Origin of the sequence: Streptomyces sp. NPDC002889 (genome assembly GCF_042888425.1) — a bacterium.
In the GTDB taxonomy this organism is placed as follows: domain Bacteria; phylum Actinomycetota; class Actinomycetes; order Streptomycetales; family Streptomycetaceae; genus Streptomyces.
On record NZ_JBIAPT010000025.1, the window covers coordinates 82,609 to 105,147 of the forward strand.

Below are 22,539 nucleotides of genomic sequence, written 5' to 3' on the forward strand. Positions count from 1 at the left end.
AGGTAGGCCTCTTGGAAGGCGGTCCACTCGGCCCGGCTCAGCTTGCGCGGGGTGGTCATCTCTCCGCGCCGCCCTGCGCCGGTACTTCGACGTGCAGGATATTCGCGAGCTTCTCCAGGCCGACGGATTTGGAAGCCTTCACCAGGACAACATCACCGCTCTTGATCAGGCGGTTCAGGAGCGGCAGCAGCACGTCCGGGTCGTCGGCCGATTCGATGCGCAGAGGTGAGGAGGTGGTCAGGCGCGCGGCGTCGGCGAGCGCGGTCATCTCGGCGGTGGTGCCGACGGTGACGAGGACGTCGATGCCCAGGTCAACGACGAGCCGGCCGACCTCCTGGTGGGCCGTCTCGGCGGTGTCGCCGAGTTCCTTCATTTCTCCCAGGACGGCGACCGTCCGCCGGTCTCCGGCAAGGGAACTGAGTGTTTCGAGCCCGGCGCGCATGGACTCGGTGTTGGCGTTGAACGCGTCGTTGATGATCGTGACGCCGTCTGCGCGTTCCATGACCTGGAGCCGGCCCGCGGACACCGGCTCGGCGGCGCACAGCGCTTCGGCGATCCGGTGGGTGTCCATGCCCAAGGCGTGGGCGGCCGCGGCGACCGCTAGCGCGTTGTGGACCTGGTGGGCGCCCAGCAGACGCAACAGGACGGGGGCCCGCCCGTCCGGGGTGTCCAGGACGAACGACGCGCGGCCCGCAGTAACCTGAGTGCCGATGGCGCGGATATCGGCGGCGGCGTCGGCGGTTCCGTACGTCACGACCGCTGCCGAGGTCCGGGCGGCCATCGCGGCCACCAACTCGTCGTCGGCGTTGAGGACCGCGACACCGCCCTCGGCCGCCGACGGAAGCGATTCGACCAGCTCACCCTTGGCTGCCGCGATCGCGTCCCGGCCACCGAACTCTCCGACGTGGGCGGAGCCGACGTTGAGGACGATGCCGACCAGCGGCGGGGTCAGCGACGCCAGATAGGCGATGTCACCCTGATGCCGGGCGCCCATCTCCAGGACCAGGTATCGGGTGGACTCCGCGGCGCGCAAGACGGTCAGCGGCAGGCCGATCTCGGTGTTGAAACTCCTCGGTGTGGCGACGGTTTCCCCATGTCGGCTGAGGACCTGCGCGAGGAGGTCCTTGGTGGAGGTCTTTCCGACCGATCCGGTCAGCGCGATGATCCGTGCCCCGGTGCGGGTCAGGACGTGCTGGGCGAGGCGGCCGAGGGCGGCGGTGACGTCGGGGACGAGGACGGCGGGCACACCGACCGGCCGGGTGGCCAGCGCACAGGTGGCGCCGGTAGCCACCGCCTGGTCGACGAAGTCGTGGCCGTCGACGCGGGCGCCGGCCACCGCGACGAACATGCCGCCGGGGCCGACCTCGCGGGAGTCGCTGGCGCTGCGGCCGGTCACCTGCATCCAGGGATCGGGCGCGTTGTGGAGGGTGCCGCCGGTGGCGTCGGCGATCTCGGCGAGCGTCAGCGTGATCACTGGATGGTCCTTCCGACGGTGAGCGGGGTGAAGGTGATGGCGCGTCCGGTGGCTCCGCGCGGCCGGGGACCTCAAAGCCGGTGGCCAGGTCGGCGATGCCGGCGTGGAGCCAGCCCCGCTCGGTCAGGGCCTCGTGCTTGACGCCGAGCCTCAGCAACTCGGTAACCGACGGCGCTTCACGGCCGTAGGCGAGCAGGATCATCCTCAGCGCTGCCATGCCGCACGCCCGGTTGGACCACTCCATCCGGTCCCCCAGCGCCCACCCTCCGTGGAGGTCCCATTCGGCGGGATCGACGAGCTGGCGGACCATGGGCACATCGTGGGCGTGGGGCACAGCAGCGAACTCCTGATGTGGCGTCAGGCAGCAGTCTCCCGCACGCTCGTTGACGCGGTCAGTACCGGGAATGGGCAGGGGTACATCGTATGTGGGGCGGGTCATCGCTTCGTGGAGAAAGGCCCGCACGACATCGGTGTGGCTCAGCGTGCACAGGGCGGCGCCGGTGACGAAGTTCGACTCCCGCGACATGCCCGGGGTCGTGTTCACCTGCAGCGCGTACACCTTCCTGCCGCTCGTGTCGCCGTTCAACGGCACGTCGACCAGCGATGCCACGCACCGACCTCGACGAGCTGCGCTACACCTTCGAGGTCTGGGACGCGGAGCTGACCGCCCGCTAGACGACCGGCAACACGGCCTACCTGGCACCGGTCTCGATCGCGAGCTGGTCCTCGCCGACCCTGCCCTCGGGCGTCTACAAGTGGCGGGCGCGGGCGTACGACGGGTCCAACTGGTCCAAGTCGTGGTCCTCTTGGCGCACGCTCACCGTCGACCCGAGCACCCCACGGCCCCGACGATCACCAGCAGCAGCCATGCCGTCCCGGACTCCTGGTACGGCACAGACGACTTCACCGGCACCCTGAGCGCGAGCGACACGAGCGCCATCACCGGATACGCCGTCAAGATCGACCAGGACCCGCTGACCGCAGCCGGCACCGAGGTCACCCAGACCCGCATCGGGGGCCTCCCGCTCCGGGTGATCGAGGCCGAGATCCGCTCCCGTACCGCCGACGGCGGCGTCTTCGGCGGCACCTATCGCCTGCTGACCACGCTCAGCGACCACCGCGCCGATCCCGCCGACCACCTGGTGCGTCTCTACCACGAGCGCTGGGAGATCGAGATCACCTACCTGGCGCTTCGTCACACCCTACTCAGAGGCAGGGTTCTGCGTTCGAAGGACCCGGTTGGCCTCATCCAGGAGATGTGGGGACTGCTCACCGTCTACCAGGCCCTGCGCGCGATCATGGTGACCGCGGTGGAGACAACATCCGGCTGCGATCCCGGCCGGGCCGGCTTCACCATCGCTTTGGAGGCCGCGCGCGACACGGTGGTCAGCTCCGGCGGCCCAGCCGCTGGGCCGAGTGCCTGTTCCGACCTGGTCGGAGTCATTCGGCGCCCGCGTCCTGCAGGCGATGCTTCCGAGGCGCCGGATGCGACTGTCCACCCGCATCGTGAAGTGCGGAACCTCCCGCTACAACAGTTGCAATCGTGACGGACGACCTCGCGACAGCAAGCCGATCACCACCATCGAGATCACGGTGCATACACCGGCCCTCCCCAATGCGCAGGATCCAGGCCGGGCCCCCTCCGGCCGGTGGGGCCAGGTCTGCCAGATCCTGGCTGCGAACTCCAACGAGGCCATGCACACCCGCGACATCGCACAGCACCTCGGCCTCGCCACCGTGGGGCGCCCCCTCAGCAGCCTTACCGCGCAACTCTGCTACTGGGCTCGCAACGGCCGGCTCATCCGCACGGCACCGAACACCTACAAGATCACTCTCCCTGATGCCTTGACACCACCGCTGAGCTCATAACTTCGTGGCATTGGTCGATCATCTGCCGGTGGCAGTAGCCCTCCGGGCGCCCGCCCCGGCCCGCCAGCCATCCCGGACCGGCAGCAGATCCCGCACCCATGCCCACTCGGCATCGCTCATGTCCGAGCCGTACCGGGGCCGGCGCTCCGGCCGGTCGGCCGCGTTCCCGAACCTATGGGCGAGACAGTCACACCCAGGAGTGGACGCACTGGACCCGGCAACCGCGACCACGCAACACTTCGACAACAGGGCCTCTTGCTTCTCGCTGGACTCAACAACCGCGAGCTACCAAGAGGCCCTTCCTTCATGCCGCCGCACCGGCCAACTCACCCGATCCAGCACCCCGTTCGAATCGGACCGACCACGCGAACGGATAGAGAACAGCCAGTTAGCAGATCAGCCCCATTCAAGGGGCGCGGTTGTGTTCCACACTCGGGTGACATCGTCCCATCCGGCCGTGGCGAGTAGTCCGCCACCGGGTGAGTATTCGACTGATACAACCGGTTTGGTATGTCCGGTGAGGCGGCCCAGGGCAGTGCCGGTAGCGGCGTCCCAAAGGCCCACTTGGCTGTCCCACCCCGCAGTGGCGAGTCTCTGGCCGTCGGGAGAGAAGACGAGGTCGATCACATCGTCGCGGTGGATGCCAACGAACTCGGTGCGCTTTTCACCGCTGGCCACGTCCCAGGTCCAAGTCTTACGGGCGCAGGCCGTGGCCAGCAGGGTCCCGCTGGGATCAAAGGCCAACGGGCCGAGTTGACCGGGCCGGCTCATCTCGCGCAGGCGTTCATGGGTTTTCGAATCCCAGATCACAGCATTCGTGGCGGAGACAGCGGCCAAGTACAGCCCGTCCCTGCTGTAGGCGACGGACCAGCCCTCGCCGGTGGCGGGTGTCAGTGACGTGGGGGGCCGGTCGCTGTGCAGATCCCATATCAGGACCCGGCCATCAGTGGTGGCCAGCTGCCGGCCGTCGGGGGAGAACGCCGCGGAACGGACCCCGCGAGCGGCGGCATGGTCAAGTACACGCACACATCGCCCGTTTGTGACGTCCCACAGCCGGACCGTGTTCCAGTCGGTGCTTGCCAGCAGGTGCCCGTCGGCAGTGAACCGCACCACGTACGCACCGGAGGCGTGCCCAGTGAGCACGTGCCGGGTGGTTCCGGTGGCAAGGTCCCAGATCCGGGCAGTCTTGTCGTCACTGGCACTGGCCAGCAGCCGGCCATCGGGAGAGAAGGTCGCCGTGTGGACCCAGCTGGTGTGCCCGTGCAGGATCTGTTCACCTGCCGGCCCGACCGTGGGCGGGTCAGCAGGCAAGCCCTCAGTCGACCCGGCCGAGGGCGGCTCCTGGTGCGAGGCGGGGCCGGTTGGCAGGCGGTTACGGAAGAATCCCAGCCGCCTCATCCGGCGCAGTCGGCCAGCACCTGATACGACGTCGTCTTCCATGCGTTGCCTCCCCCTGTCCGGCCAGCGCGCCCGCCGGGTCCTCCCTTGCAGCACGCACATCCACCACCCCATTCCCGGTCGGCATCGGCTGCCCGCGCCGCATCGAGGGTCCTCTCCAACGGGGATGGGCCCTACGGTCTGAGCGACATCCACAAAGAGTGACACAGCGACGCGCCAAAGGACACGGCGTCTTTAGGATAAGACGGTGTCCTACATGGTGAGGGCGCGGAAGCAGATGAGGGTGAAGGCGATGCCGGCGAAGGCGAGGAAGTGGTCGGCTTTGCGCTTGTAGCGTCGGTGGAGGCGGCGGCAGCCGACGAGCAGGCCGTGGTGCGTTCCAGGCGCGACTGTGCTTTGCGAGGGTGAATCTGCTGCCTGGTGCTGATCCGGGGGAAGCGTTCGCGTGTGGAGGGACCTGCTCGGGCACCACCGGGTAGGCGCCATCTACTCCGAGCACCGCACCGACAAACCGGGTCGAGGCGCCGGCGTCGAGCTCCCCGCCGTGCTGGAACTCCTCGCCGCCATCGAGACCGGCCAGATCACCGCAGCCCAGGCCCAGACAGCGTTCACCCCGTTCCTCGACCGGCTCCAAGAGTACGACCGGGAGATGGATGACCGGGCCGCTCGCTACGAGTACAGCTGAGGACAGCAGCCTTGACCGACACCGAGAACTGGCGCACGCACTGGACAACGTACGAGGACGCCGACACGGACCGCGGCATTGTCCATGACGTGTGCAACGGGATCAGGCTGATCACTGAAACCGGGGCCCACGACCCCGTGGAGACCATCGCCCTGTCCATCGCGGGGGCCGAGGCTGCCGAGGCCCTGACTCAGGCCCTCGAACGCGAGTGGGCGCTCTGCACGCCCACACAGCTCACGGCCACCGCCTCCGCCGTCTTCAGCCAGCTCGAAGGCGTGCTGGCCAACCTGCATGCCCTCCGGGCCACCCTCGATCGGATGGAGGCCCGCCAGGAGACGGCCTTCACAGACACCACCCGTGACCGGCTCAAGCATGTGGCTGCCGCGGTCGACTTCGCCCGAGGCTTCGCACCTGGTGTGATCAGCGCGCTCCGGAGCCTCCCCGAGCTCGTCGAACTCCCCACCGACGCCCACGAACTCCTTGCCGCTGTCGCCAGCCTGCTGCGCCCGGACGCCGAGTTCCGCGCCTTCCATGAACCCGGCGCCTACCGGGAAGACGACAGCGGATTCGGCTGCGGCTGCGAAGTCCTGATCACACACGACGGCCACATCTGGAGCCTGCACCGCGGAGACTCGGCCTGGAACATGACCCGTGAGAGCGACGGCAAACAACAGCCGGACGGCAGCACCATCTTCAGTTCGTGGATCGACCTCGAGCCCACACCCACGACCACCCATCCCCAACACCTAGCCGCAGAAATCCGCACGGCACTCGCCACCGCAACCTGACCTGCGCGCCCGTGCCGCTGGCGGAAGGTGTCCAGCTCAACTGCCTCCGCAGCGCCTCGGTCTGCTGGTCTGCAACCCGCGCAATGGCCGGGTCTCTCCGACGCGGCCGCGCGGCGTTCAGGACAGCGAGGGCGGCGCACGACGATGACGCGTCAAGGGGGCGGTCCGAGGGGACCGTCCCCGGAAGCGGTCGTACCCGCTCAGCCCAGCGGGCCGGCCTTGGCCTTCGTCTGTACGGGGTGAACAAGTGCGCACGGCGATGAATGAGACGGAGCCTGAGGCGTCACAGCCGTGGTGCTTGACCACAGGATGAACACCGCTGCGCTTTGCCCCTCTTTGAGCTGGGCACGCAGACACGCCACAGCGCGTCTGTCACCTCAGGTTTGGCGTGGAGGGCTCGAGGCGTGCCGTGCCCGGGCGAACCGGGGCACGACACCATCCACACCTTCAGAATCAGGCGGATTCAGGCACGTGACTACTTCGTTCCCTTGGCATGCTCCCTTGCCCGCTCCTGCGGCGCGACAGGCGCAGCCGACTCAGCCCGGTTGAGGAGAACCGGCGCCCCGAACGGTGGGCCGAACGGGCCGCAGGTGAGAGTGAGCTCCGGGATATTGAGGGTGCACTCGGCTTCCTGAAGGAGGGCGTCGTCGTCGTGCGCGATCGTGACGCGGAAGATATCTGTGCCCGGATCAGTATCGGGCACCAGGTGCAGCGCGATGCCACAGGCGTTCGCCGATGACGTCCTCGTCCCCAGCTGCGGATAGCTCTGTGACCTTCACCGTCGGGGGAGGACTCTCGGTGAGCCTTCCGGCCAGCGCGAACCTTCCGGCAGGGAATGGCGAAGGGACCATCACCGGGGAGTTGGGGTCCGTGACGGTGAAGGTCACACGGCCGTATGGCTTTGTTCACGGGTAACGGTTTGGGAGGCACCCCGATCCACGGTCGGGTGATGTTCACGAGTTTTGACAGCACTGCGGTTCTTGCCAGGGCAGCATCGGGATGCTCCTGGTGAAAGGTGCTGGTCATGCCGCAGATGTCGAAGGTCGAGCTGTATGCGGCGATCCGGCGTGACCACCGTGCTGGTATGTCGATGCGAGCCCTGGAGCGCAAGTACGGGGTGACGTACCGGACGGCGTCATCCGAGCGGGACACGCCCTGGGGCCCAGGGACTGGCGTCCAGACGAGCTGCGATGCGTGTGATGGTCCGGGCGTTGTCCTCGAACAGATGCGCCTGCATGCCCGCGGCCTGGGCGGCCTCAACGTTGACTGCGACATCGTCGATGAACAGGCAATTCTCCGGCTGCACGTTCAAGCTGGCGCATGCGGCCTCGAACGCACGCAGGTCAGGCTTCTCGATGCCGATCTCGTGCGAGTAGACGATCTGCTCCACCAGTTCGTCGAAGTGATACAGCGTCGTCTCCCGCCCCGGGCGCCAACGAAGCTGTTGCTCAGGATGCCCAGCCTGCAGGTTCCGCGCAGCCCTCGCACATAGTCGATGAACTCCTCGTTTGGCGTCCCCAGATACTCCGCCCAGAGATCAGCCATGAAGGCTTCGACCTTGGGGGCGTCGAGACCCAAACGGTCCGCCACCTGCTCGTGCACCTCTCGCTCGCTGATACTCCCGACGCTCCCAGCCCGCCACACGTCACGCATCCGCTCATGGACAGTGCCCAGTGGCAGGTCCAGCCGCACTTCCCAGCGTTGCACCCATCCGGTTTCCGGCGTGATCTCCAGCACGCCGCCGATGTCGAGAATTACGCAGGTCGCGGTCACGCAAGCTCCCCCTCTTCGTTCTGGCCTGACCAGCGAGCACAGACCGCCCGCTCATGTGGTCGACAGAGACACCGTCGCCTCTCCCCCTGGGGCAAGGTCAAGCGATCTCCGAAGCTTGTGACAGCCCTGTCGCAGCGGCAGAACAGCCATGGCACCGGGCCCAGTTCGAACGAAACGCGGAGACCGGGACGCGGCCAGCAACTCGCGAAGCGCGGTCATTTCAGCGACGTTGCTGGTCGCCTACCCCCTCGGTCCCGCCGAGCGGAAGACCTGGAAAACACCAAGACTGGCGGCCCCGTCCCGCGGCCCGTATAGGACCTGCCGGGTGGCGCGGTCGGAGACCGTCCACATGTGCCGGCTGACCGTCAAAGTCCGACCGCTGTCGGTGGCCAGCGTCACCTCCAGGACCGGCGCTGTCCGTACAGAGGCGACGGTGCCCCGATGCACGGTCGGGCGCTGCAGATCATCGTCGGGGTCGGTCATCATCCACACGTCGTCGACAAGGACTTCCCGGCCCAGCAACACGCCCACCACGGCCTGCTCCAGGACCTCAACCAGGTCGCTGCATGCAACCGCGGCCGTGTCCGCTTCGGGCTCCCCCGCGGCCTGCCAGCACTCCCACGCCGCTTCACCCGCCACATCGGCCAGAGCAAGCAGCCGAGCACAGTCCGCCCGCACCTCAAGGTCCTGCGTCTCCTTCGCCGGGTCGGCGGCAGGAAACCAGGACGGCAGGGGAACACCACACGCACGCATCGCACCAAGCACGGTCTGCGGAATGCTCACCGCCACCATGCTGCCCCTCCCGCCGCAGACGGCAACGCCGCCCGGCCCGCTGTCGCCCATGCTCCCCTCCTGGTCCCGGCGAACCGGCAGGGCCCGCCGACGTCTGCGGCCTCCACGCTACGGCCCAGCCGCCACACCCGGCCCGCGCCACACCACGCACAAGGGCGGGAAGTACTGGTCAATGGGGCGCGGGGGTTGGTCGGCCAGCGAGACGCAACAGAAGTCAGGGAGGGGCACTGCCGCTCGGCAACGGTCAGCAGAAGACGGACGACGGGTGACCGGACGTGCCGGGACACCAGGACCCAGAGCGAGCGTGGCAGCACGGCGCGGGCGGCCGGGGCCGCGACCGAGCGACGAAAGCTGTATCGGCTCAGCGGTCCAACGGCGAGAGTGGTGGGCGCTGGCGCGCTACGGCGCGGTGAGGGTCCTCAGGACGACGATGCGGTGTACCCCTGCCTCCAGCAGAGCCTGGGCCCGGTGCTGGCCGTTGATGTAGCCCGCCTGGCTGTCGGGCTGGATCGCGTCGGCTGTACTGAACAGCGTGGCCAGCGCCTGGGTCTGCCACGCGGTGGCCCTGGCCGCAGCCGCTTGCTCCACGGCGTACTGCTCCATGTCGTCGGCAGCGACCCGCTGCGCGCGGGCGCGCTTCAGCACGTCAAGCGCCATGGCAGCCACTGCGTGCCAGTCGCCTCCGTGGTACCAGCAGCAGTCCCGGGCGGGGCCGCGGTACGGCAGCAGCTGCCGCATGAAGCGCCGCCGCCACCCCACACCAGCCAGCATGCACGCCGGCGCCCGAAACGGGCGCGGCCGGCCCAGGCGGACCACCGCGAACGGCTCGAAGACCAGCTGCGGTTCCGGATCCTGTGGCCGCGGCACAAAACCTGAACCGCGGTCGGCCTCCACAGGCGACCCGACCAGGGCTTCCAGCTGCTGGGGGCTGATGGCCGACCACCGCGGTCCACGCGGCCGATACCGCTCGGCTTCGGCGAACCGCACCCGCCGGAAACCTGTCAGCCCCGGTTCCCCGCCGCGACCCAGCTGCAACTGCACCCATATCGGTGGGAGTTCCTCGCCGGGACAGTGCCGCTCCCACACCGCACCGGCGAACGCCTCAGCGGCGTTCGTCAGCCCCATGCCCTCACCGAAAACCTGGATGACCACGGCGACCGACCGGGCCCCGGGCGCGGTGAACAACTGCAGACGGCACGTCGCCGGGAACCCTGAGGGCGCCAACACGGTAAACATGTGCTCATCCACGCTGCGCAGACGCAGCGACCCCTCTATGCCATCCGGCCCGTAGGGCTCCGGGGCGGCCGGCCGGGCGCGGGAGAAGTCATCGTCCATCAGCCGATCATGCACGACCAGCCGAGCCCCGGATAGCGGGCGGCAGATCACCGACGAACGCCGGCGAGCATCACCGGAGCCCGCTCTCCATCGGTGCAATGATCACCACCATGGCTCCGCCGGCCGTCCATCAGCCTCCAGCCCGTACCGACGCAATAGCTCGGCATCGACGCCCATGAGCCGAGCCAACTGCGTGGGGGTCCCAGGGTGTCCGGCGTCTGCGGCCGCGCGAGCCAGTCGCTCGGCCCCTTCTCGGTCCCCGGCGTCCTCCCGTAGCTGGGCCACATTGGCGAGGACTTCAGGGTGTCCGGCGTCGGCAGCCGCGCGGGCCAGTCGTTCAGCCCCCTCCCCGTCCCCGGCCTCCTGCCGTCCCTTGGCCAGGTAGGCAAGTGTGTCTCTCCAGTGTCGCCGGCCGTGCGGGCCAGTCGCTCGGCCCCTTCTTCGTCTCCGGCCTCCTCCCGCCACGCGACAAGATTGTCGTAGGGGTCGAGGTCTCCGGCGCTGGCGGCCGCGCGGGCCAGTCGCTCGGCCCCTTCTCCGTCTCCGGCCTCCTCCCGCGACCAGACCAACTCCAAACAAATGTGGCGGTCTCCGGCGCTGGCGGCCGCGCGGGCCCATCGTTCAGCTCCCTCCCCGTCTCCGGCCTCCTCCCGCAGCTGGGCCACATTGGCGAGGACTTCAGGACTTCCGGCGCTGGCGGCCGCACGAGCCAGGCGTTCGGCCCCCTCCCCGTCTCCGGCCTCCTGCCGTCCCTTGGCGAGATTGATGAGGGCTTCAGCACCTCCGGCGTCGGCAGCCGCGCGGGCCAGTCGTTCGGCCTCCTCCAGGTCTCCGGCCTGCGCCCGCAACCGGGCGAGATTGATGAGGGCTTCGGGGTCTCCAAGGTCCGCGGCCGCGCGATAGAGCCGCTCGGCCTCGTCCCCGTCAGCCTGCTCCCGCATCTGGGCCAGGCTTGTGAGGTCTCCGGTGCCGGCGGCCGCGCGATAGAGCCGCTCGGCCTCGTCGCGGTCTCCGGCCTGCTCCCGCAACCGGGCCAGCCTTGTGAGCGCGTAAGTGTGTCCGGTGCTGGCGGCCGCGCGATAGAGCCGCTCCGCCTCCTCCCGGTCTCCGGCCTCTTCCAGCCAGCTGGCGAGCAGGCAAAGAATCCAGGAGTGTCCGGCGTCTGCAGCTGCGTGGGCCAGGCGTTTGGCCCCCTCCAGGTCTCCGGCTTGCTTCCGCAACCGGGCGAGAGTGGTGAGGGTGTGGGTGTCTCCGGCGTCTACGGCCGCGCGATAGAGCCGCTCAGCGCCGTCCCCATCACCGGCCTGCTCCCGCAACTGGGCCACAGTGACGAGGGCAAGGGGCTCTCCGGTGTCGGCGGCCGCACGAGCCAGGCGTTCGGCCCCGTCCCGATCACCGGCCTGCTCCCGCAGCCACGCGAGATCGACGAGGGCTTCGGGGTCCCCCGTGGCGGCGGCCGCCCGGGCCAGCCGTTCGGCCTCGTCCAGGGGTCCCCACCCCCACACCCGCCTTCTGGCCTCCTTGGCAAGATGTCCGGTCTCGGCGGCCGCGCGATAGAGCCGCTCGGCTTCCTCCGGGTCTCCGGCCTGCTCCCGCAACTGGGCAAGATTGATGAGGGCTTCGGGGTCCCCCGTGGCGGCGGCCGCGCGATAGAGACGCTCAGCGCCGTCCCCATCACCGGCCTGCTCCCGCAACTGGGCCATACTGACGAGGGCTTCAGGACGTCCAGCGTCGGCGGCCGCACGAGCCAGTCGTTCGGCCCCCTCTCGATCTCCGGCCTTCTCCCGCAGCCACGCCGCTTTGACGAGGGCAAGGGGCTCTCCGGCGTCGGCGGCCGCACGAGCCAGGCGTTCGGCCCCGTCCCGATCACCGGACTCCTCCCGCCAAGCGGCAAGGCTCGCGAGAGCGCCAGGTTTTCCGGCTACGGCGGCCGCACGATAGAGACGGTCGTAAATTTGAAACCGCAGCCGCGCTCCAACTGCCGTGCCGAGGGCCACGAGGTCGGAAGGGTGCTGGAGGTGTTCAGCAGCGGCGTCCCACAACCCGGCGGGGGGTGAGATGCGGCTGCGGGTGCGGCTGGTGTGTTGTTGCAGGTAGTCAGCCAGCCGAAAGGGGCGCATCTCGGTCGGCGGCTGACCAGGCAGCGGAACCTCGACGGTCAGAGGTCCGGGAACGCCACGGCAGGGGCGGCTGGTGTACTCAATAGCGCGGGTGAACCAGTTAGCGCGCCAGCTGTCAGTCTGGGCTTTCCAGTGGTCATGGTCGAGGTATGCAGATGCTGCCGCATAGAGGAAGGCTTGGGGCAGATCTTCTCCAACCCCGAGCCGCCGGGCATCGGCGGCTGCATCCAGCACTGCGCGGGCCTCAGGTGGGGCTTGGTCATAGCGCCCCACCAGCTCGCGGGCGCCGGCCAGGTACTGGGTGATCCGCATACCGCCGTGGTCCAAGGCGTTGGCGAGCCGGGCATCCTGTCGGACCCGACTGCGCAAGGCGGCCAAGTCTTCGGCGGTGAAGGCCTCTGCCACGGTGACGATGTTGCCGTTGAGCAGAGCGCGGGCCTGCTGGTGCGGGTCCGGCCCCAAGGCCTCACGGGGTTGCTGGCTCAACACGGAATAGTGCTCGTGCCACAAGGTCCCGACAACCAGGACTGGGCCGCGGTGCGGCTGGGTGAGAAGAGTGGTCAGCGCAGGACCTCCCCGATCGCGTGTGCCTCGGCGACGTCGCCGACCGGCCGTCCCGAGCCGGGCCGTGAGGGTTTGGGTGCGCGGGCCGGGCAGGCGAGATGCGGGCGGAGGTTCCGGAACCCGCGGCGGACTCGGGCGGGGGTGAGTCGGCTGGGCTCGGCTGGTTTCTCCCAGGGGCGTCGCAGGTCGGCGGCGGGCGGACGGACGAGCCGGAGCTGGGTGTCGGCTGCGATGACGAGCCATGTAAGGGCCCGCGGAAGATCCCCCGCCCGGGGTGGCCGGGGAAACCCTCGAGTGCCCTGCGGGTGGCTCGTCAGACTGCTCTGTTCAGGAGCGCGACAACAGCAGAGCACCGAGAGCCCCGACCAGCAGTGCGATGGTGGCCGCGATTCCCAGCGCGGGGAGGCCGGTCACTGGAGCGAACGTCTCAAGGGCCCACCACGCCGTCAGGAAGACCAGGCTCGTCGCGAGCACTAGGGCGATGAGCGCCGCCGCTAAGGTCATCACCATCCAGAGAACGAACTGCTTCCACCAGTCTTTGCTACTCCCCCCGGACTTCGCCCGGCCCGAGGGAGAGTTTCGCTCCTGTGTGCCCTCGCCGGGAGCCGCCCCTTGCTCGGGCAGCTCGCCCGCTAGGTGGCCTGATGCGGGCTTTGACGGCCCCCTGCGGTTCCGTACGAGCGCGATGCGATGGCCGGAATTCCGGGCGCGTTGCTGGGGCTCGGGGCGGCCTTTGGCGCTCAGTTCCTGGCGCACCTCTCGGTAGACGGTGTCCATGTCCAAAAGGTCAGGGGCTCCGGGAACCCCTCTACTCAAGGTGTCGAGAAGCGCACCGGTGAAAGCCGTGTACCGCTCGTCCTTCGGGGCCAGGGCGAGTTTGGTCTCGGCTGAAGCGGTCATCACGTAGGTGCCGTTGATACTTGTGTGATCCGCCAACAGCAGTGTTCTGGCGGAACCGCTCATGTGGCCCTGCATAGCCCACCCGCTGAAGCAGCAGTCCAGAAGGACGACCTTGCTTCGGGCGGAGCAAGCGTCGATGATCGGCGATCTGACCTCGTCGTAGCGCAGCGCTTGGTAGAGGCGCTCGCTGGAGGCATCGCTGAGTGCGAGGTGCAGTTCGTTCTGCGTACTCACCAGGCCGTGTCCGGCGTAGTACAGCACGAAGGCGTCCTCTGCCAGGGAAGCTGCTTCGTGGATGGTGTCGAGAGCCTCGCTGCGCGATGGGTTGCGCAATACGCGGCAATGCTTCTTCGGGAGTCCCCACAGTTCCCTATCGGTCAGCAGCGCCGCGAGTTGCCTGATGTTGTTGCCCACCGACGGCAGCGCGTCGAGCTCTGGAGAGTGGTAGGTCGTCACGCCGATGAGGACGGCACGTGAGGCACCGGGGTCAGGCTGCGCCGCCACGTCGTTCATCTTGTTCTCCGGTCGTGCGGTGGTGATCCTGTTGGGGACTGGCGGATTGGCGTCGGTCACCGGCTGGGTCCTCGCGCAGGGCTTCGACGATGCGCCGTACGGTTTCCTCGCCGCCGTCCCGTACGGTGATCGAGCCACCGGGGAAGTCGATTGTCACCGCTGGGGCGGCTGGCCTGGCGACGCGCCATGACGCATAGGTCACCGCAAGGTTGAGCGCCGCGATGCCCTGGGTCAGCACGATGTTGATGATCTCCACGGCCCCCATCGCCCCGGAGACGCCGCGCGTACGCAGCGCAACATCGGCCGTCCGTCGCAGGTCGGAGTCACTGCGCAGCCAACGGTACAGATCGGCGGTCGTGCGGCCGTCAGGATCGTCGTTCACTTCTACGGTGATGTGCACTGTCCCCCCAAGCGGTGTGATGCCGGATCCCTGCTCGCGTCCGGGCTTGGCCGTCGCAACGAGGAGCTGAGGCCACAGAGTGTCGTGAGAGGGGTACGAGCCGGACACGGAACGTGCACACAGTACAGCGCAGCGCGATATTCGTACCGGGGAATGCCGTCACTCATCCGGGCCGCCGAGGACCTCCTGCCGACAGCTCCGCCCAAGACGGTCCTGCCTCGGCAATCAATCTCGGCGAACCGGCATCACGCGCGCCTCTTCGCCTCGGCGGGATGGTCCAGAGTCTGGCATTGGCCGATCCCGCGCACGTGCGAAGGAACGCGGGACCGGCCCACGAGGCGCACCCGTCCTTTTCGGGGTCCCGTCAACGACCGTACAGAGCCTGGGGCCGCACCGCCTCTCGAGCACACTGTGCGAGTGCTTGGCTTTGTCGCGATCGTCAGCTGGAGGCGGGAGTGGAGAGAGTTGGCCGTCGGCTCACGCGACCCAGAACGCGCCTCAACAGGCTTGGCCGAGGTCGCCCTTGACGGTCTGAGTGCCCGGCGGAATCGTCGTGCAAAACTCCGCAATCGGCTCGACACGGGAGATCGTCATGACGCTACGGTTCGTCGGGATAGACCCCAACACCACCGGGGGCGGCTCGCCCACCGTGTGGGTGGACGAGGAGGAGCAGGAGATCGTCATCCAGGGTTGGAAGGCAGACAGGCTGTTGACGGCCGAGGTCACGAGCACGGAGTGGGTGCCGGGCCACGACACCGGCGTCCCCTCTCACGAGGCCGTCGTCCGCGTGCCGGCCCGGATGGTTCCGATTCTGAGGGAGGCATGCGATGTCGCAGAACGTTCCGGACTTCGCTGAACTGCTGGGCGGGGCCGAGCGCACTGCGGTCCACCTCGAGATGCGCGACATCTACAGCGTGGGCAACGAGGTGGAGAGCTTCGAGCAGTTCAAGCGGACGGGTGAGGTCGACCTCGATCCCGACTCTGCGTTCTGGCTGGGCTGGACCTCGATCGTCCGCGAGGCGGTCGGCCGCGGCGTGGAGATGCGCCGGGCGCGGATGGTGTCCGAGCCCGTCACCGACTACATCCGGTACGAGCACGCCCTAACGCCGGTCAACATCGCCGTGGGTGAGAAGGTCCGCTGGCTCCCCCGCCGGCTGGCGTCGGACATCGCGTTGCCCGGAAACGATCTGTGGCTGATCGACGACCGTACGATCCTCTTCCACTGGTTCACAGGGGCCGGTGACTGGGCCGGGCACGCGTTCAATGAGGACCCTGACGTCGTCAAGCTGGTCTCCACTGCGTTCGAGACCGTGTGGGAGCGCGGGATCCCCCACGAGCAGTACACCGTCTGACCATCACCGACACCGGACAGCCCGCCCATGCCCAAGTCTCCGTCCTCCAGCGCCCAAGCCGCCCGGGAGGCGGTAGCAGCACGACTGCGCGAGCTGATGACGGACGCCGGGCTCAAGGGCACTGAGCTGGCTGTCCGATGTCGGTGGAGCGACGCCAAGACGTCCCGGATCATCAACGCAAAGACCCCGCCGTCGGACGCCGACATCCGTGCCTGGTGTGCTGCCTGCGGTGCCGACGACCATGCCGCCGACCTGATCGCTGCCTCCCGGGCGGTGGAGTCGATGTATCTGGAGTGGCGGCGCTTGCATTCGACCGGGATGCGCACGGTCCAGGAAGACTTCTACGCCCTGCACGAGCGAACCGAGCTGTGCCGCTCGTACGCGTCCAACGCAGTGCCCGGCTTCCTCCAGACCCCCGCCTACGCCACGGCTCTGATGACCAGCATCACCGACTTCCAGGGCACCCCGAATGACATCACTGAAGCCGTCGCCGTCCGCGTCGCGCGCAGCCGATTCCTGTACGAGGGCAACCACCGCTTCGTCGTCCTCGGGAGGAGTGGGTCCTGCGCTCCCGCATCGGCAGCCGCGACACCATGGTCGGCCAGCTCCACCACCTTCTGAGGGCCATGCCCCTGCCGTCCCTCTCGCTCGGCGTCATCCCCTTCACCGCCCAGCGCACCATCTGGCCGCTGGAAGCGTTCTTCGTCTACGACGACCAGCGCGCACTCGTGGAGACCCTCACTGCGGAGATCAATGTGACCCAGCCTCGGGAAGTCGCCGACTACCGCAAGGCGTTCGCGGGGCTCGCGAGCATGGCCGTCCACGGCGACAGGGCGCGAGCGCTCATCACGGCTGCGATCAATGCCCTCGGGTGAATCCGTGCAAGACCGTGCAAGTTCGTTGAGAGCAAATCACCGGGCTCCCTAGCGTGTTGGGCACCGCACGGAGTGCCTTCGGCCTCCGTGCGGTGCACCTCAAGCCCAGCGGGCGCCGGGCCGTCCGGCCTGTCTCCCTCGCGGTCCTCGCCCCAGCCACCGAGGAGAAGCCGATGACCGTGCCCCTCCCTCACCGCAAGCCCGACCACGGCAACACTTCGGAGCCGTACGGCGTCCCGAGCCCCGGCCTGGTGGCCCGTGCCGAATCGGAATTCGAGAAGTTCCTGGAGCGGGTCGCTGAAGATGCGCCGGCCTGCATGGAGGAGCGGCTGGAGTCTGAGAGGTGAACCGGGTCGGCCCCGACGGCTACGAGGAGCACCCGCTCCTGAACCAGGCAGTCCGCGATGTCGCATCCCGTGGCGAGGGCGTGTTGACGGCAGTCGTCCACGAACTCCGCAACGACGGCGTGGTCCCCGTCGCCCATGTCCGTCCCGCTTCGGGCGTCGAGTGGACCACGGCCGTCGCGAATATCCGGGCCGCCCACTGAGATCCACACAGACTTCCCGCCGGGTCCCCGGTGGGAGAACCCCCGAAAGAGTAAGGAGCACAGGATGAACGAGAACGCTCCCTCGCAGTCAGCCGGTGACGGTCAGCTGGTCTCCCGCACGTCCATCGCCGCGGCCCGTTCCCGGGCGGAGCAGGAGTCCGACGGCGGCTCGACCGGTGTCTCCGACACCAACGACTGAACGGAGCCGATCCCGTGACCGCCTTCTCTGAGGTGGTCGGGCGCCTCGGCGAGGACTTCCTCGCCGAGGCTTTCGGCCGCCAGCATCGCGTGTGGACCGCTGTCGGAGACTTTTCCGGTCTGCTGTCCTGGAACGACGTGAACGAAATCGTGGCCCGGGGCCGGCTCGAGCCTCCGCGTCTGCGCCTGCATCGCGACGGCGAACTCATCCACTGGCAGGCCTACGCGGCCCCGGTCACCACACGCCGGAGCACTGTCTGGCAGCGTATCCAACCTTCCCGTCTGCACCAGCAGTTACGCGACGGGGCCTCGCTCGTCCTGGACGCCGTGGACGAACTGCACGGCCCAGTCGAAGCCCTCGCCCGCGACCTGGAGTCCGTCTTCCGCTCCCATATCCAGGTCAACATGTACGCGTCGTGGACCTCCCGCGAGGGATTCGGCACCCACTGGGACGACCACGACGTCGTGGTGTTCCAGGTAGAGGGCGCCAAGAGATGGCGCATCTACGGGCCGACCCGGGTCAATCCTCTGTACCGCGACCTGGAGGCGCCTGCCCCGCCCAAGGGCCAGCCGCTCGCGGAGATCATGCTCCGGGCCGGGGACATGCTCTACCTCCCGCGCGGCTGGTGGCACGCTGTGGCCGCGACCGAGGGCCAGTCTCTGCACCTGACGTGCGGGCTCCAGACGACTACTGGGGCGGATCTGCTCGCCTGGCTGTCGGAGCGCCTGCGTGGCTCGGAGACGGTCCGGTCGCATCTTCCAGTGTTCGGCACTGGCACGGAACACGTGTCCTTTCTGGAAGCGCTTCGCAAGGAGGTTGCTGAGGCTCTGCACGACGGTGTGATCAACGAGTTCATAGAAGCGCGGGACGGCACTGAGCCCGGCCGGCTGGTCCCCTCCCTGCCTTTCCTCGACGGCATCCCCGCCGAGCCCGGCCTTGGGGTCCGGCTCCTCACCGCGCGGGCCCGGATCACCCGCGACGGCGAGGGTCAGGTGGTGCTCACCGCCGGAGGTGAGAAGTGGACGTTCGCCGCGGCCGTCGCCCCCGTCCTCGCGCCGCTGGTCGCAGGTGGAACGGCCACGCTCGGCGACCTCGCCCAGTGCGCGGAGCTGACCATCGGACAGGTCGCCTCTGTTGTGACCGAGCTGGTGTCCGCCGACGTGGCCGCGGTGAGCAGCCGGTGACGGAACTCGCGCTTGGCACCTACCACTGCCGGAACATTCCCCGGGCGGCAGCCCACGCTGTTACCCGGGGTGCTACCTGGATCGACACCGCCCCCAACTACCGCGCCGGAACCGCCCACACCCAGCTCGCCCCGGTGCTGGCCCAGCACCCTGGGGTGCGGGTGTCCACGAAGACCGGGTTCTTCGCCGGGGATGAAGCCACGGCCGCGGTCGAGCACGGAGTCCTCACCCGCGACGAGGCCGCTGCCGGACACAGCCTCCACCCTGGATTTCTGCGCTGGCAGACAGACCGGTCCCTGGCCACCCTGGGCCACGCCGACATCGTGTTCGTCCACAACCCTGACCACGCCCCCTCGGCTACGCAGAGCTGCACGCCAGCCTGCGGGACGACTTCGCACTTATGGAGGAGTACGCCGCTGCCGGGCGCATCGGCGGGTACGGAGTCGCCACATGGAGGGGCCTGGACACCGGCGCCTTCTCCGTCGTCGAACTCCTCGCCCTCGCCAGGGAGGCTGCAGGGCGGGGAGAGCATCACCTGCGCGCGATCCAGCTCCCGGTCAGTCTCGTCATGGCCCGCCCCATCATCCTGACCCTGGACGGCCGCGGCCCCCTTGTCCAGGCACGAGCCAGCGGCCTGTCCGCCTTCGTCTCCTCCCCCTTGCACGGCGGCGAACTGCCTGGCATGGTCACGGCCCAACTCGCGCACCTCATCGAGCCCGGCCTCACCCCGGCGCAAGCCGCCCTGCGCGTTGTGGCGTCCACCCCAGGAGTGACACGCGTTCTCCTCGGCACGCACAACCCGGCACACTGGGACGCCGCCCGCGACACACTCGCGCTGCCGCCGCTGGCTCCCTCCGCTCTTCGGAAGGTGATCGATGTTCTCGGAGCCTGAGGAACCCACCGCCACCCGGATGCGCGGTGCCCGGGCCATCGCCTGCACCGCGCTCACCGTCCGCGACATCGCTGAGGAGCCCGTCTGGGGCTATGCCGGACGTACCCTCTCCGGCGCCGTCACCGGCAGGGGCTGGCTCCGGCTGGTCAGCGAGCGCGCCGACCGGGCCGGGGGAAGGCTGTGGGAGGGCCCCCGCACCGCGCAGGAAGTCCTCCCGGTGACCGTGCCGCGCCCCGTTCTCCGTCAGATCCACGACTGGAGCACGGACGGCTGGAGCTACCGGGCCGAGCTGTACGAGTACACCCCGACTGCCGTCGACTCCCGCAGCCCCGTCCTGGACGCCGAAGTGGAGCTTCCCGAGCCCTGGTTGACCGATCTCTCCTGCGCACTCGAGACTCTCGCGGCTGTCCCCACCGACCGCGTCAGCGTCCGCGAGGAGTACATCCGGCGGGCTGTCCCCGAGTTCACCGGCCACACCGTTGGCACGATCGAATGGTCCACCGCTCACGGGGATTTTCACTGGGCCAACCTCGCCGGCGCCGATCTCGTGATCCTGGACTGGGAGGGCTGGGGCGCCGCCCCGTACGGGTTCGACGCCGCGCTCCTCCACTTGTACGCCCTCCGGGCTCCAAAGACCGCCGCCCGCGTCCGCGAAACCCTCGCCCCCATCCTCGACCGGCCCGAAGCCCGCGTCGCCGAGCTGACCGTTTGCACACAGGTGCTCCAGGCCGCCGACCGCACGCCGTTCTACACCGCTCTCGCTGAGCCTGTCCGTCAGTTTCTCGACCAGACGAGACACCAACTGCCGTGGTAGTGACATGCGCCTGCCTGGGGGCAGCTGGTTGGGTGCGGTTACCCGGGGCCTACCCACGTGCAGGAAAGTGGTCCCGGGTGGCGCGATGGATCGTCGGCTACTGCTCGACGCTCTCTGTGTCCGTGTTGTCGGTCAAGACCCATCTGCTGGGCGGCGTGCAGCGGCAGCCGCTGCTTACCCGTAGTCGAGGTCGGTCGGGTGCGTAGCGTTCTTGCTCGTATTGCAGCGTCGGTGTGCCGCCCGCATGTTGCTGCGCACATGATGGCCGCCGAGCGCGAGCGGCATGTGATGGTCCACGGTGGCTGCCTGCGGGTCATAGCGGTCGACGTCTTTGGGGATCGCGCCCCCGCACAGTTCGCAGTGCCAGTCGGCGGCCTCAATGATGTCGAGGGGGTCGACGTCCTCGAACCGTGTTCCTGGAAGAGCCCTCGATGCTGAACTCCGTCGGAAGCCGCCGATGCGGGATGCCGGCGTCTTCGTGACGAAGGCAGGAACGACGAGGTTTACCGGGTAGCAGGAATCACCGCAGTAGTCGTCGTCGCACGATGGGGCGAGCAGCAAGTCGCACGCCAGGCAACGGCGTTCGAACCAGGCTGTCTGCACCGTGTCTGCCAGGTGCTTGTTCAGGCGCTGCTGGAATGGACTGGTCACAGGACGTCCTCGACAGTTGTCGGGACGGTGGTGTGCCGCCCGCAGTCACAGCTCCTTGCACGTCGCAGACGAATGCCGAACTCGCTCGGGGGCGGAATTCTGACAGCTTCGCCAAGGAGTCCGTTCGTGTGCACACATGTTCCACCGAAGGCTTCGTTCAGGCGTCGGAGCGCGGTGTCGGCCGCTTCGGGCGAGCTGATGAGCACGATCCTCTTGCTCTGCACCACGTGCTCGATGTGTTCGAGTGCCTGGCCCACCTGTTCGCGCACGTATCCGAGGTAGTCCACCTCGCACATGAGTTGGAGTTTTCCGGCAGGCAGCGTGCTGCGGACGTGCCGCGCGGCGGCATGGGAAGCTGTCTGCTGGGCCTGTGACTCCGGTGCGGCGTCGCAGGCGTCGAGGATGCCGAGCGCGACCTTTGTGGTGAAGCGAACGGATCTCTCCCGGGCGATCCTGACGTAGGTGTCAAGGAGGTCCGCAGGACGGCTCTGAGGGTTCCGCCGAGCGGTTGCTGCGGCGCGTACTTGCAGTTTCGCGGCGGCGGTCTGCAAGGCCCGCAGCTCTTCCGCGGTGAGAGTCGCAGATTCCGCCGCACCCGCCCGCGAACGCAGACGGGTCAGCTTGGCGACACTGAGACCGGCCGTCTGCGCCGCCTCCGCCTCCAGCGCGTCGATGACGGCATCGGGTGCGGTTGTCGGCAGGTCCGGCTCCAAGGACGCTGCTTCATCTGGCGGCGTGAAGTCGGACCAAAGCGGTGCGGCCCATCGCTGCTTCGACCTCGCGTCATGTATGAACCACTCGAGCTGATCGTCGCACGTCTGCGAGTCGATGATGGCCTGCTCGGAACCTGTGAGCAGCCCCGATTCCCGGGCTCTGTACAGACGTTCCCATCGCGCCCGCTCAGAATGCACGTGGGACATCGACACGGCGACGGGGGCGAGACCCTGCAGTGCCTGGTACGGCAGCTGGTCGAAAAGTGTCGCCCGGCCTCCGGGGTGCGGGTTGGGCGTGCTTCGACGGCTGATTCGGGAGACCGCATGGAGTGTGTGGCGCACGAATACCAGGGAGGTCCATGCGGCTTCGTCCTGGAGTCTGACGCCGCGTGTCCGCGGCATGCTCATCGCCAGTCGGCCCAGCCGGTCCGATTCGTGCAACAGGTACGCGGCTACGCCTGCGGGGCCCTGCCGCACAGGAGCGACGCGAAGGTTCAGGCTGAATTCCTCGTCATGGACGCGCACGCATGCGGCGAGAGCGGCCCGGACTGATGTGTTGGCGGCACGGGCCTGCTCACGGGGCACGCCCTGTGCTTCCGCCAACTGCCGTACGACATCCGCGAGAGAGGCGTACGGCGGCGGGGCTCCGCTCCTCGTGGCGTTGGTTGTGCTCGGCATCGAGAGGATCATGCCAGGTGGTG

Annotated in this window: 20 protein-coding genes and 4 pseudogenes; 13 read left to right on the forward strand and 11 right to left on the reverse strand. The window is 68.5% G+C overall.

All coding sequences use genetic code 11. The annotated features are described in order from the left end of the window. Positions 1–55: 55 nt before the first annotated feature. Entirely contained in the window at positions 56–1,474 is a 1,419-nt protein-coding gene (murF, locus tag ACFYWI_RS30575; protein ID WP_389238710.1) for a UDP-N-acetylmuramoyl-tripeptide--D-alanyl-D-alanine ligase, read from the reverse strand. Positions 1,475–1,899: 425 nt separating this feature from the next. Here murF and ACFYWI_RS30580 point away from each other — a divergent pair, with 425 nt between their 5' ends. Beyond that, positions 1,900–3,021 carry a hypothetical protein gene (locus tag ACFYWI_RS30580; protein ID WP_389238713.1) on the forward strand — a complete coding sequence of 374 codons (1,122 nt, stop codon included), beginning with the start codon at positions 1,900–1,902 and terminating at the stop codon, positions 3,019–3,021. A 718-nt stretch (positions 3,022–3,739) separates the two neighbouring features. Here ACFYWI_RS30580 and ACFYWI_RS30585 read toward each other — a convergent pair. Further along, the gene (locus tag ACFYWI_RS30585; RefSeq protein ID WP_389238715.1) at positions 3,740–4,654 is read right to left on the reverse strand and encodes a WD40 repeat domain-containing protein; all 915 of its coding nucleotides are present in this window, start codon (positions 4,652–4,654) and stop codon (positions 3,740–3,742) included. Positions 4,655–5,186: 532 nt separating this feature from the next. On the opposite strand from ACFYWI_RS30585, the gene ACFYWI_RS30590 reads away from it, so the two are divergent. Both ACFYWI_RS30590 and ACFYWI_RS30595 read left to right on the forward strand, forming a co-directional pair. Then, positions 5,187–5,426 carry a hypothetical protein gene (locus tag ACFYWI_RS30590; protein WP_389238717.1) on the forward strand — a complete coding sequence of 80 codons (240 nt, stop codon included), beginning with the start codon at positions 5,187–5,189 and terminating at the stop codon, positions 5,424–5,426. Positions 5,427–5,437: 11 nt separating this feature from the next. Further along, positions 5,438–6,214: a hypothetical protein gene (locus ACFYWI_RS30595; protein WP_389238719.1), complete on the forward strand. Its 777-nt coding sequence runs from the start codon at positions 5,438–5,440 to the stop codon at positions 6,212–6,214. A gap of 1,135 nt (positions 6,215–7,349) precedes the next feature. Here ACFYWI_RS30595 and ACFYWI_RS30600 read toward each other — a convergent pair. The 7 genes and pseudogenes from ACFYWI_RS30600 to ACFYWI_RS30630 all read right to left on the reverse strand — a co-directional run bounded on the left by ACFYWI_RS30600 (position 7,350) and on the right by ACFYWI_RS30630 (position 14,611). Beyond that, positions 7,350–7,987: pseudogene (locus ACFYWI_RS30600) on the reverse strand (HAD family hydrolase). A 240-nt stretch (positions 7,988–8,227) separates the two neighbouring features. Next, a complete protein-coding gene (locus ACFYWI_RS30605) occupies positions 8,228–8,830 on the reverse strand; it encodes a hypothetical protein (RefSeq protein WP_389238721.1) in 603 nt (200 codons plus the stop codon). 348 nt (positions 8,831–9,178) lie between these two features. Beyond that, entirely contained in the window at positions 9,179–10,114 is a 936-nt protein-coding gene (locus ACFYWI_RS30610; RefSeq protein ID WP_389238723.1) for a hypothetical protein, read from the reverse strand. A gap of 47 nt (positions 10,115–10,161) precedes the next feature. Further along, entirely contained in the window at positions 10,162–12,744 is a 2,583-nt protein-coding gene (locus tag ACFYWI_RS30615) for a transcriptional regulator (protein WP_389238726.1), read from the reverse strand. Between the two features lie 50 nt (positions 12,745–12,794). Then, a pseudogene (locus ACFYWI_RS30620) lies at positions 12,795–13,079 on the reverse strand (transposase); the annotation flags it as partial. Positions 13,080–13,125: 46 nt separating this feature from the next. Continuing rightward, complete coding sequence (locus ACFYWI_RS30625) at positions 13,126–14,271, reverse strand: caspase domain-containing protein (RefSeq protein WP_389238730.1); 1,146 nt, start codon at positions 14,269–14,271, stop codon at positions 13,126–13,128. After that, positions 14,186–14,611 carry a hypothetical protein gene (locus ACFYWI_RS30630; RefSeq protein WP_389238733.1) on the reverse strand — a complete coding sequence of 142 codons (426 nt, stop codon included), beginning with the start codon at positions 14,609–14,611 and terminating at the stop codon, positions 14,186–14,188. Before ACFYWI_RS30630 ends, ACFYWI_RS30625 begins: the two co-directional genes overlap by 86 nt. A 592-nt stretch (positions 14,612–15,203) precedes the next feature. On the opposite strand from ACFYWI_RS30630, the gene ACFYWI_RS30635 reads away from it, so the two are divergent. From ACFYWI_RS30635 to ACFYWI_RS30680, 10 genes and pseudogenes are all read left to right on the forward strand, one after another. Beyond that, positions 15,204–15,467 carry a hypothetical protein gene (locus ACFYWI_RS30635; protein ID WP_389238799.1) on the forward strand — a complete coding sequence of 88 codons (264 nt, stop codon included), beginning with the start codon at positions 15,204–15,206 and terminating at the stop codon, positions 15,465–15,467. After that, positions 15,439–15,963: a DUF6879 family protein gene (locus ACFYWI_RS30640; protein ID WP_389238736.1), complete on the forward strand. Its 525-nt coding sequence runs from the start codon at positions 15,439–15,441 to the stop codon at positions 15,961–15,963. The genes ACFYWI_RS30635 and ACFYWI_RS30640 overlap by 29 nt, the downstream gene beginning before the upstream one ends. 96 nt (positions 15,964–16,059) lie before the next feature. Next, positions 16,060–16,838 (forward strand): annotated as a pseudogene (locus tag ACFYWI_RS30645) (helix-turn-helix domain-containing protein). Positions 16,839–17,011: 173 nt separating this feature from the next. Then, positions 17,012–17,185: a hypothetical protein gene (locus tag ACFYWI_RS30650; RefSeq protein WP_389238738.1), complete on the forward strand. Its 174-nt coding sequence runs from the start codon at positions 17,012–17,014 to the stop codon at positions 17,183–17,185. Continuing rightward, positions 17,182–17,385 carry a hypothetical protein gene (locus ACFYWI_RS30655; protein WP_389238740.1) on the forward strand — a complete coding sequence of 68 codons (204 nt, stop codon included), beginning with the start codon at positions 17,182–17,184 and terminating at the stop codon, positions 17,383–17,385. Before ACFYWI_RS30650 ends, ACFYWI_RS30655 begins: the two co-directional genes overlap by 4 nt. 64 nt (positions 17,386–17,449) lie before the next feature. Continuing rightward, positions 17,450–17,584 (forward strand): hypothetical protein, encoded by a 135-nt coding sequence (locus ACFYWI_RS30660; protein ID WP_389238742.1) that lies wholly within the window; start codon positions 17,450–17,452, stop codon positions 17,582–17,584. 14 nt (positions 17,585–17,598) lie between these two features. Continuing rightward, complete coding sequence (locus ACFYWI_RS30665; RefSeq protein ID WP_389238744.1) at positions 17,599–18,768, forward strand: cupin domain-containing protein; 1,170 nt, start codon at positions 17,599–17,601, stop codon at positions 18,766–18,768. Beyond that, positions 18,765–19,058: pseudogene (locus ACFYWI_RS30670) on the forward strand (hypothetical protein); the annotation flags it as partial. The gene ACFYWI_RS30665 and the pseudogene ACFYWI_RS30670, both read left to right, overlap by 4 nt. A 110-nt stretch (positions 19,059–19,168) precedes the next feature. Continuing rightward, on the forward strand, positions 19,169–19,660 hold the full coding sequence (locus ACFYWI_RS30675) for a hypothetical protein (protein WP_389238805.1): 492 nt from the start codon (positions 19,169–19,171) through the stop codon (positions 19,658–19,660). Continuing rightward, positions 19,644–20,474: a hypothetical protein gene (locus ACFYWI_RS30680; RefSeq protein ID WP_389238746.1), complete on the forward strand. Its 831-nt coding sequence runs from the start codon at positions 19,644–19,646 to the stop codon at positions 20,472–20,474. The genes ACFYWI_RS30675 and ACFYWI_RS30680 overlap by 17 nt, the downstream gene beginning before the upstream one ends. 174 nt (positions 20,475–20,648) lie before the next feature. On the opposite strand, the gene ACFYWI_RS30685 is transcribed toward ACFYWI_RS30680, so the two are convergent. Both ACFYWI_RS30685 and ACFYWI_RS30690 read right to left on the reverse strand, forming a co-directional pair. After that, the gene (locus tag ACFYWI_RS30685; protein ID WP_389238748.1) at positions 20,649–21,125 is read right to left on the reverse strand and encodes an HNH endonuclease; all 477 of its coding nucleotides are present in this window, start codon (positions 21,123–21,125) and stop codon (positions 20,649–20,651) included. Beyond that, positions 21,122–22,516, reverse strand: a complete 1,395-nt coding sequence (locus tag ACFYWI_RS30690; RefSeq protein WP_389238750.1) for a hypothetical protein — start codon at positions 22,514–22,516, stop codon at positions 21,122–21,124. Before ACFYWI_RS30690 ends, ACFYWI_RS30685 begins: the two co-directional genes overlap by 4 nt. Positions 22,517–22,539: the final 23 nt, after the last annotated feature.

What these genes read in the sequence shown, in the direction of transcription:
- ACFYWI_RS30605 (WP_389238721.1), bottom strand. Translation starts at nt 8,830, where the DNA reads ATGGGCGACAGCGGGCCGGGCGGCGTTGCCGTCTGCGGCGGGAGGGGC.
- ACFYWI_RS30610 (WP_389238723.1), bottom strand. Translation starts at nt 10,114, where the DNA reads ATGGACGATGACTTCTCCCGCGCCCGGCCGGCCGCCCCGGAGCCCTAC.
- ACFYWI_RS30635 (WP_389238799.1), top strand. Translation starts at nt 15,204, where the DNA reads ATGACGCTACGGTTCGTCGGGATAGACCCCAACACCACCGGGGGCGGC.
- ACFYWI_RS30640 (WP_389238736.1), top strand. Translation starts at nt 15,439, where the DNA reads ATGTCGCAGAACGTTCCGGACTTCGCTGAACTGCTGGGCGGGGCCGAG.
- ACFYWI_RS30650 (WP_389238738.1), top strand. Translation starts at nt 17,012, where the DNA reads ATGACCGTGCCCCTCCCTCACCGCAAGCCCGACCACGGCAACACTTCG.
- ACFYWI_RS30660 (WP_389238742.1), top strand. Translation starts at nt 17,450, where the DNA reads ATGAACGAGAACGCTCCCTCGCAGTCAGCCGGTGACGGTCAGCTGGTC.
- ACFYWI_RS30675 (WP_389238805.1), top strand. Translation starts at nt 19,169, where the DNA reads ATGGAGGAGTACGCCGCTGCCGGGCGCATCGGCGGGTACGGAGTCGCC.
- ACFYWI_RS30680 (WP_389238746.1), top strand. Translation starts at nt 19,644, where the DNA reads ATGTTCTCGGAGCCTGAGGAACCCACCGCCACCCGGATGCGCGGTGCC.
- ACFYWI_RS30690 (WP_389238750.1), bottom strand. Translation starts at nt 22,516, where the DNA reads ATGCCGAGCACAACCAACGCCACGAGGAGCGGAGCCCCGCCGCCGTAC.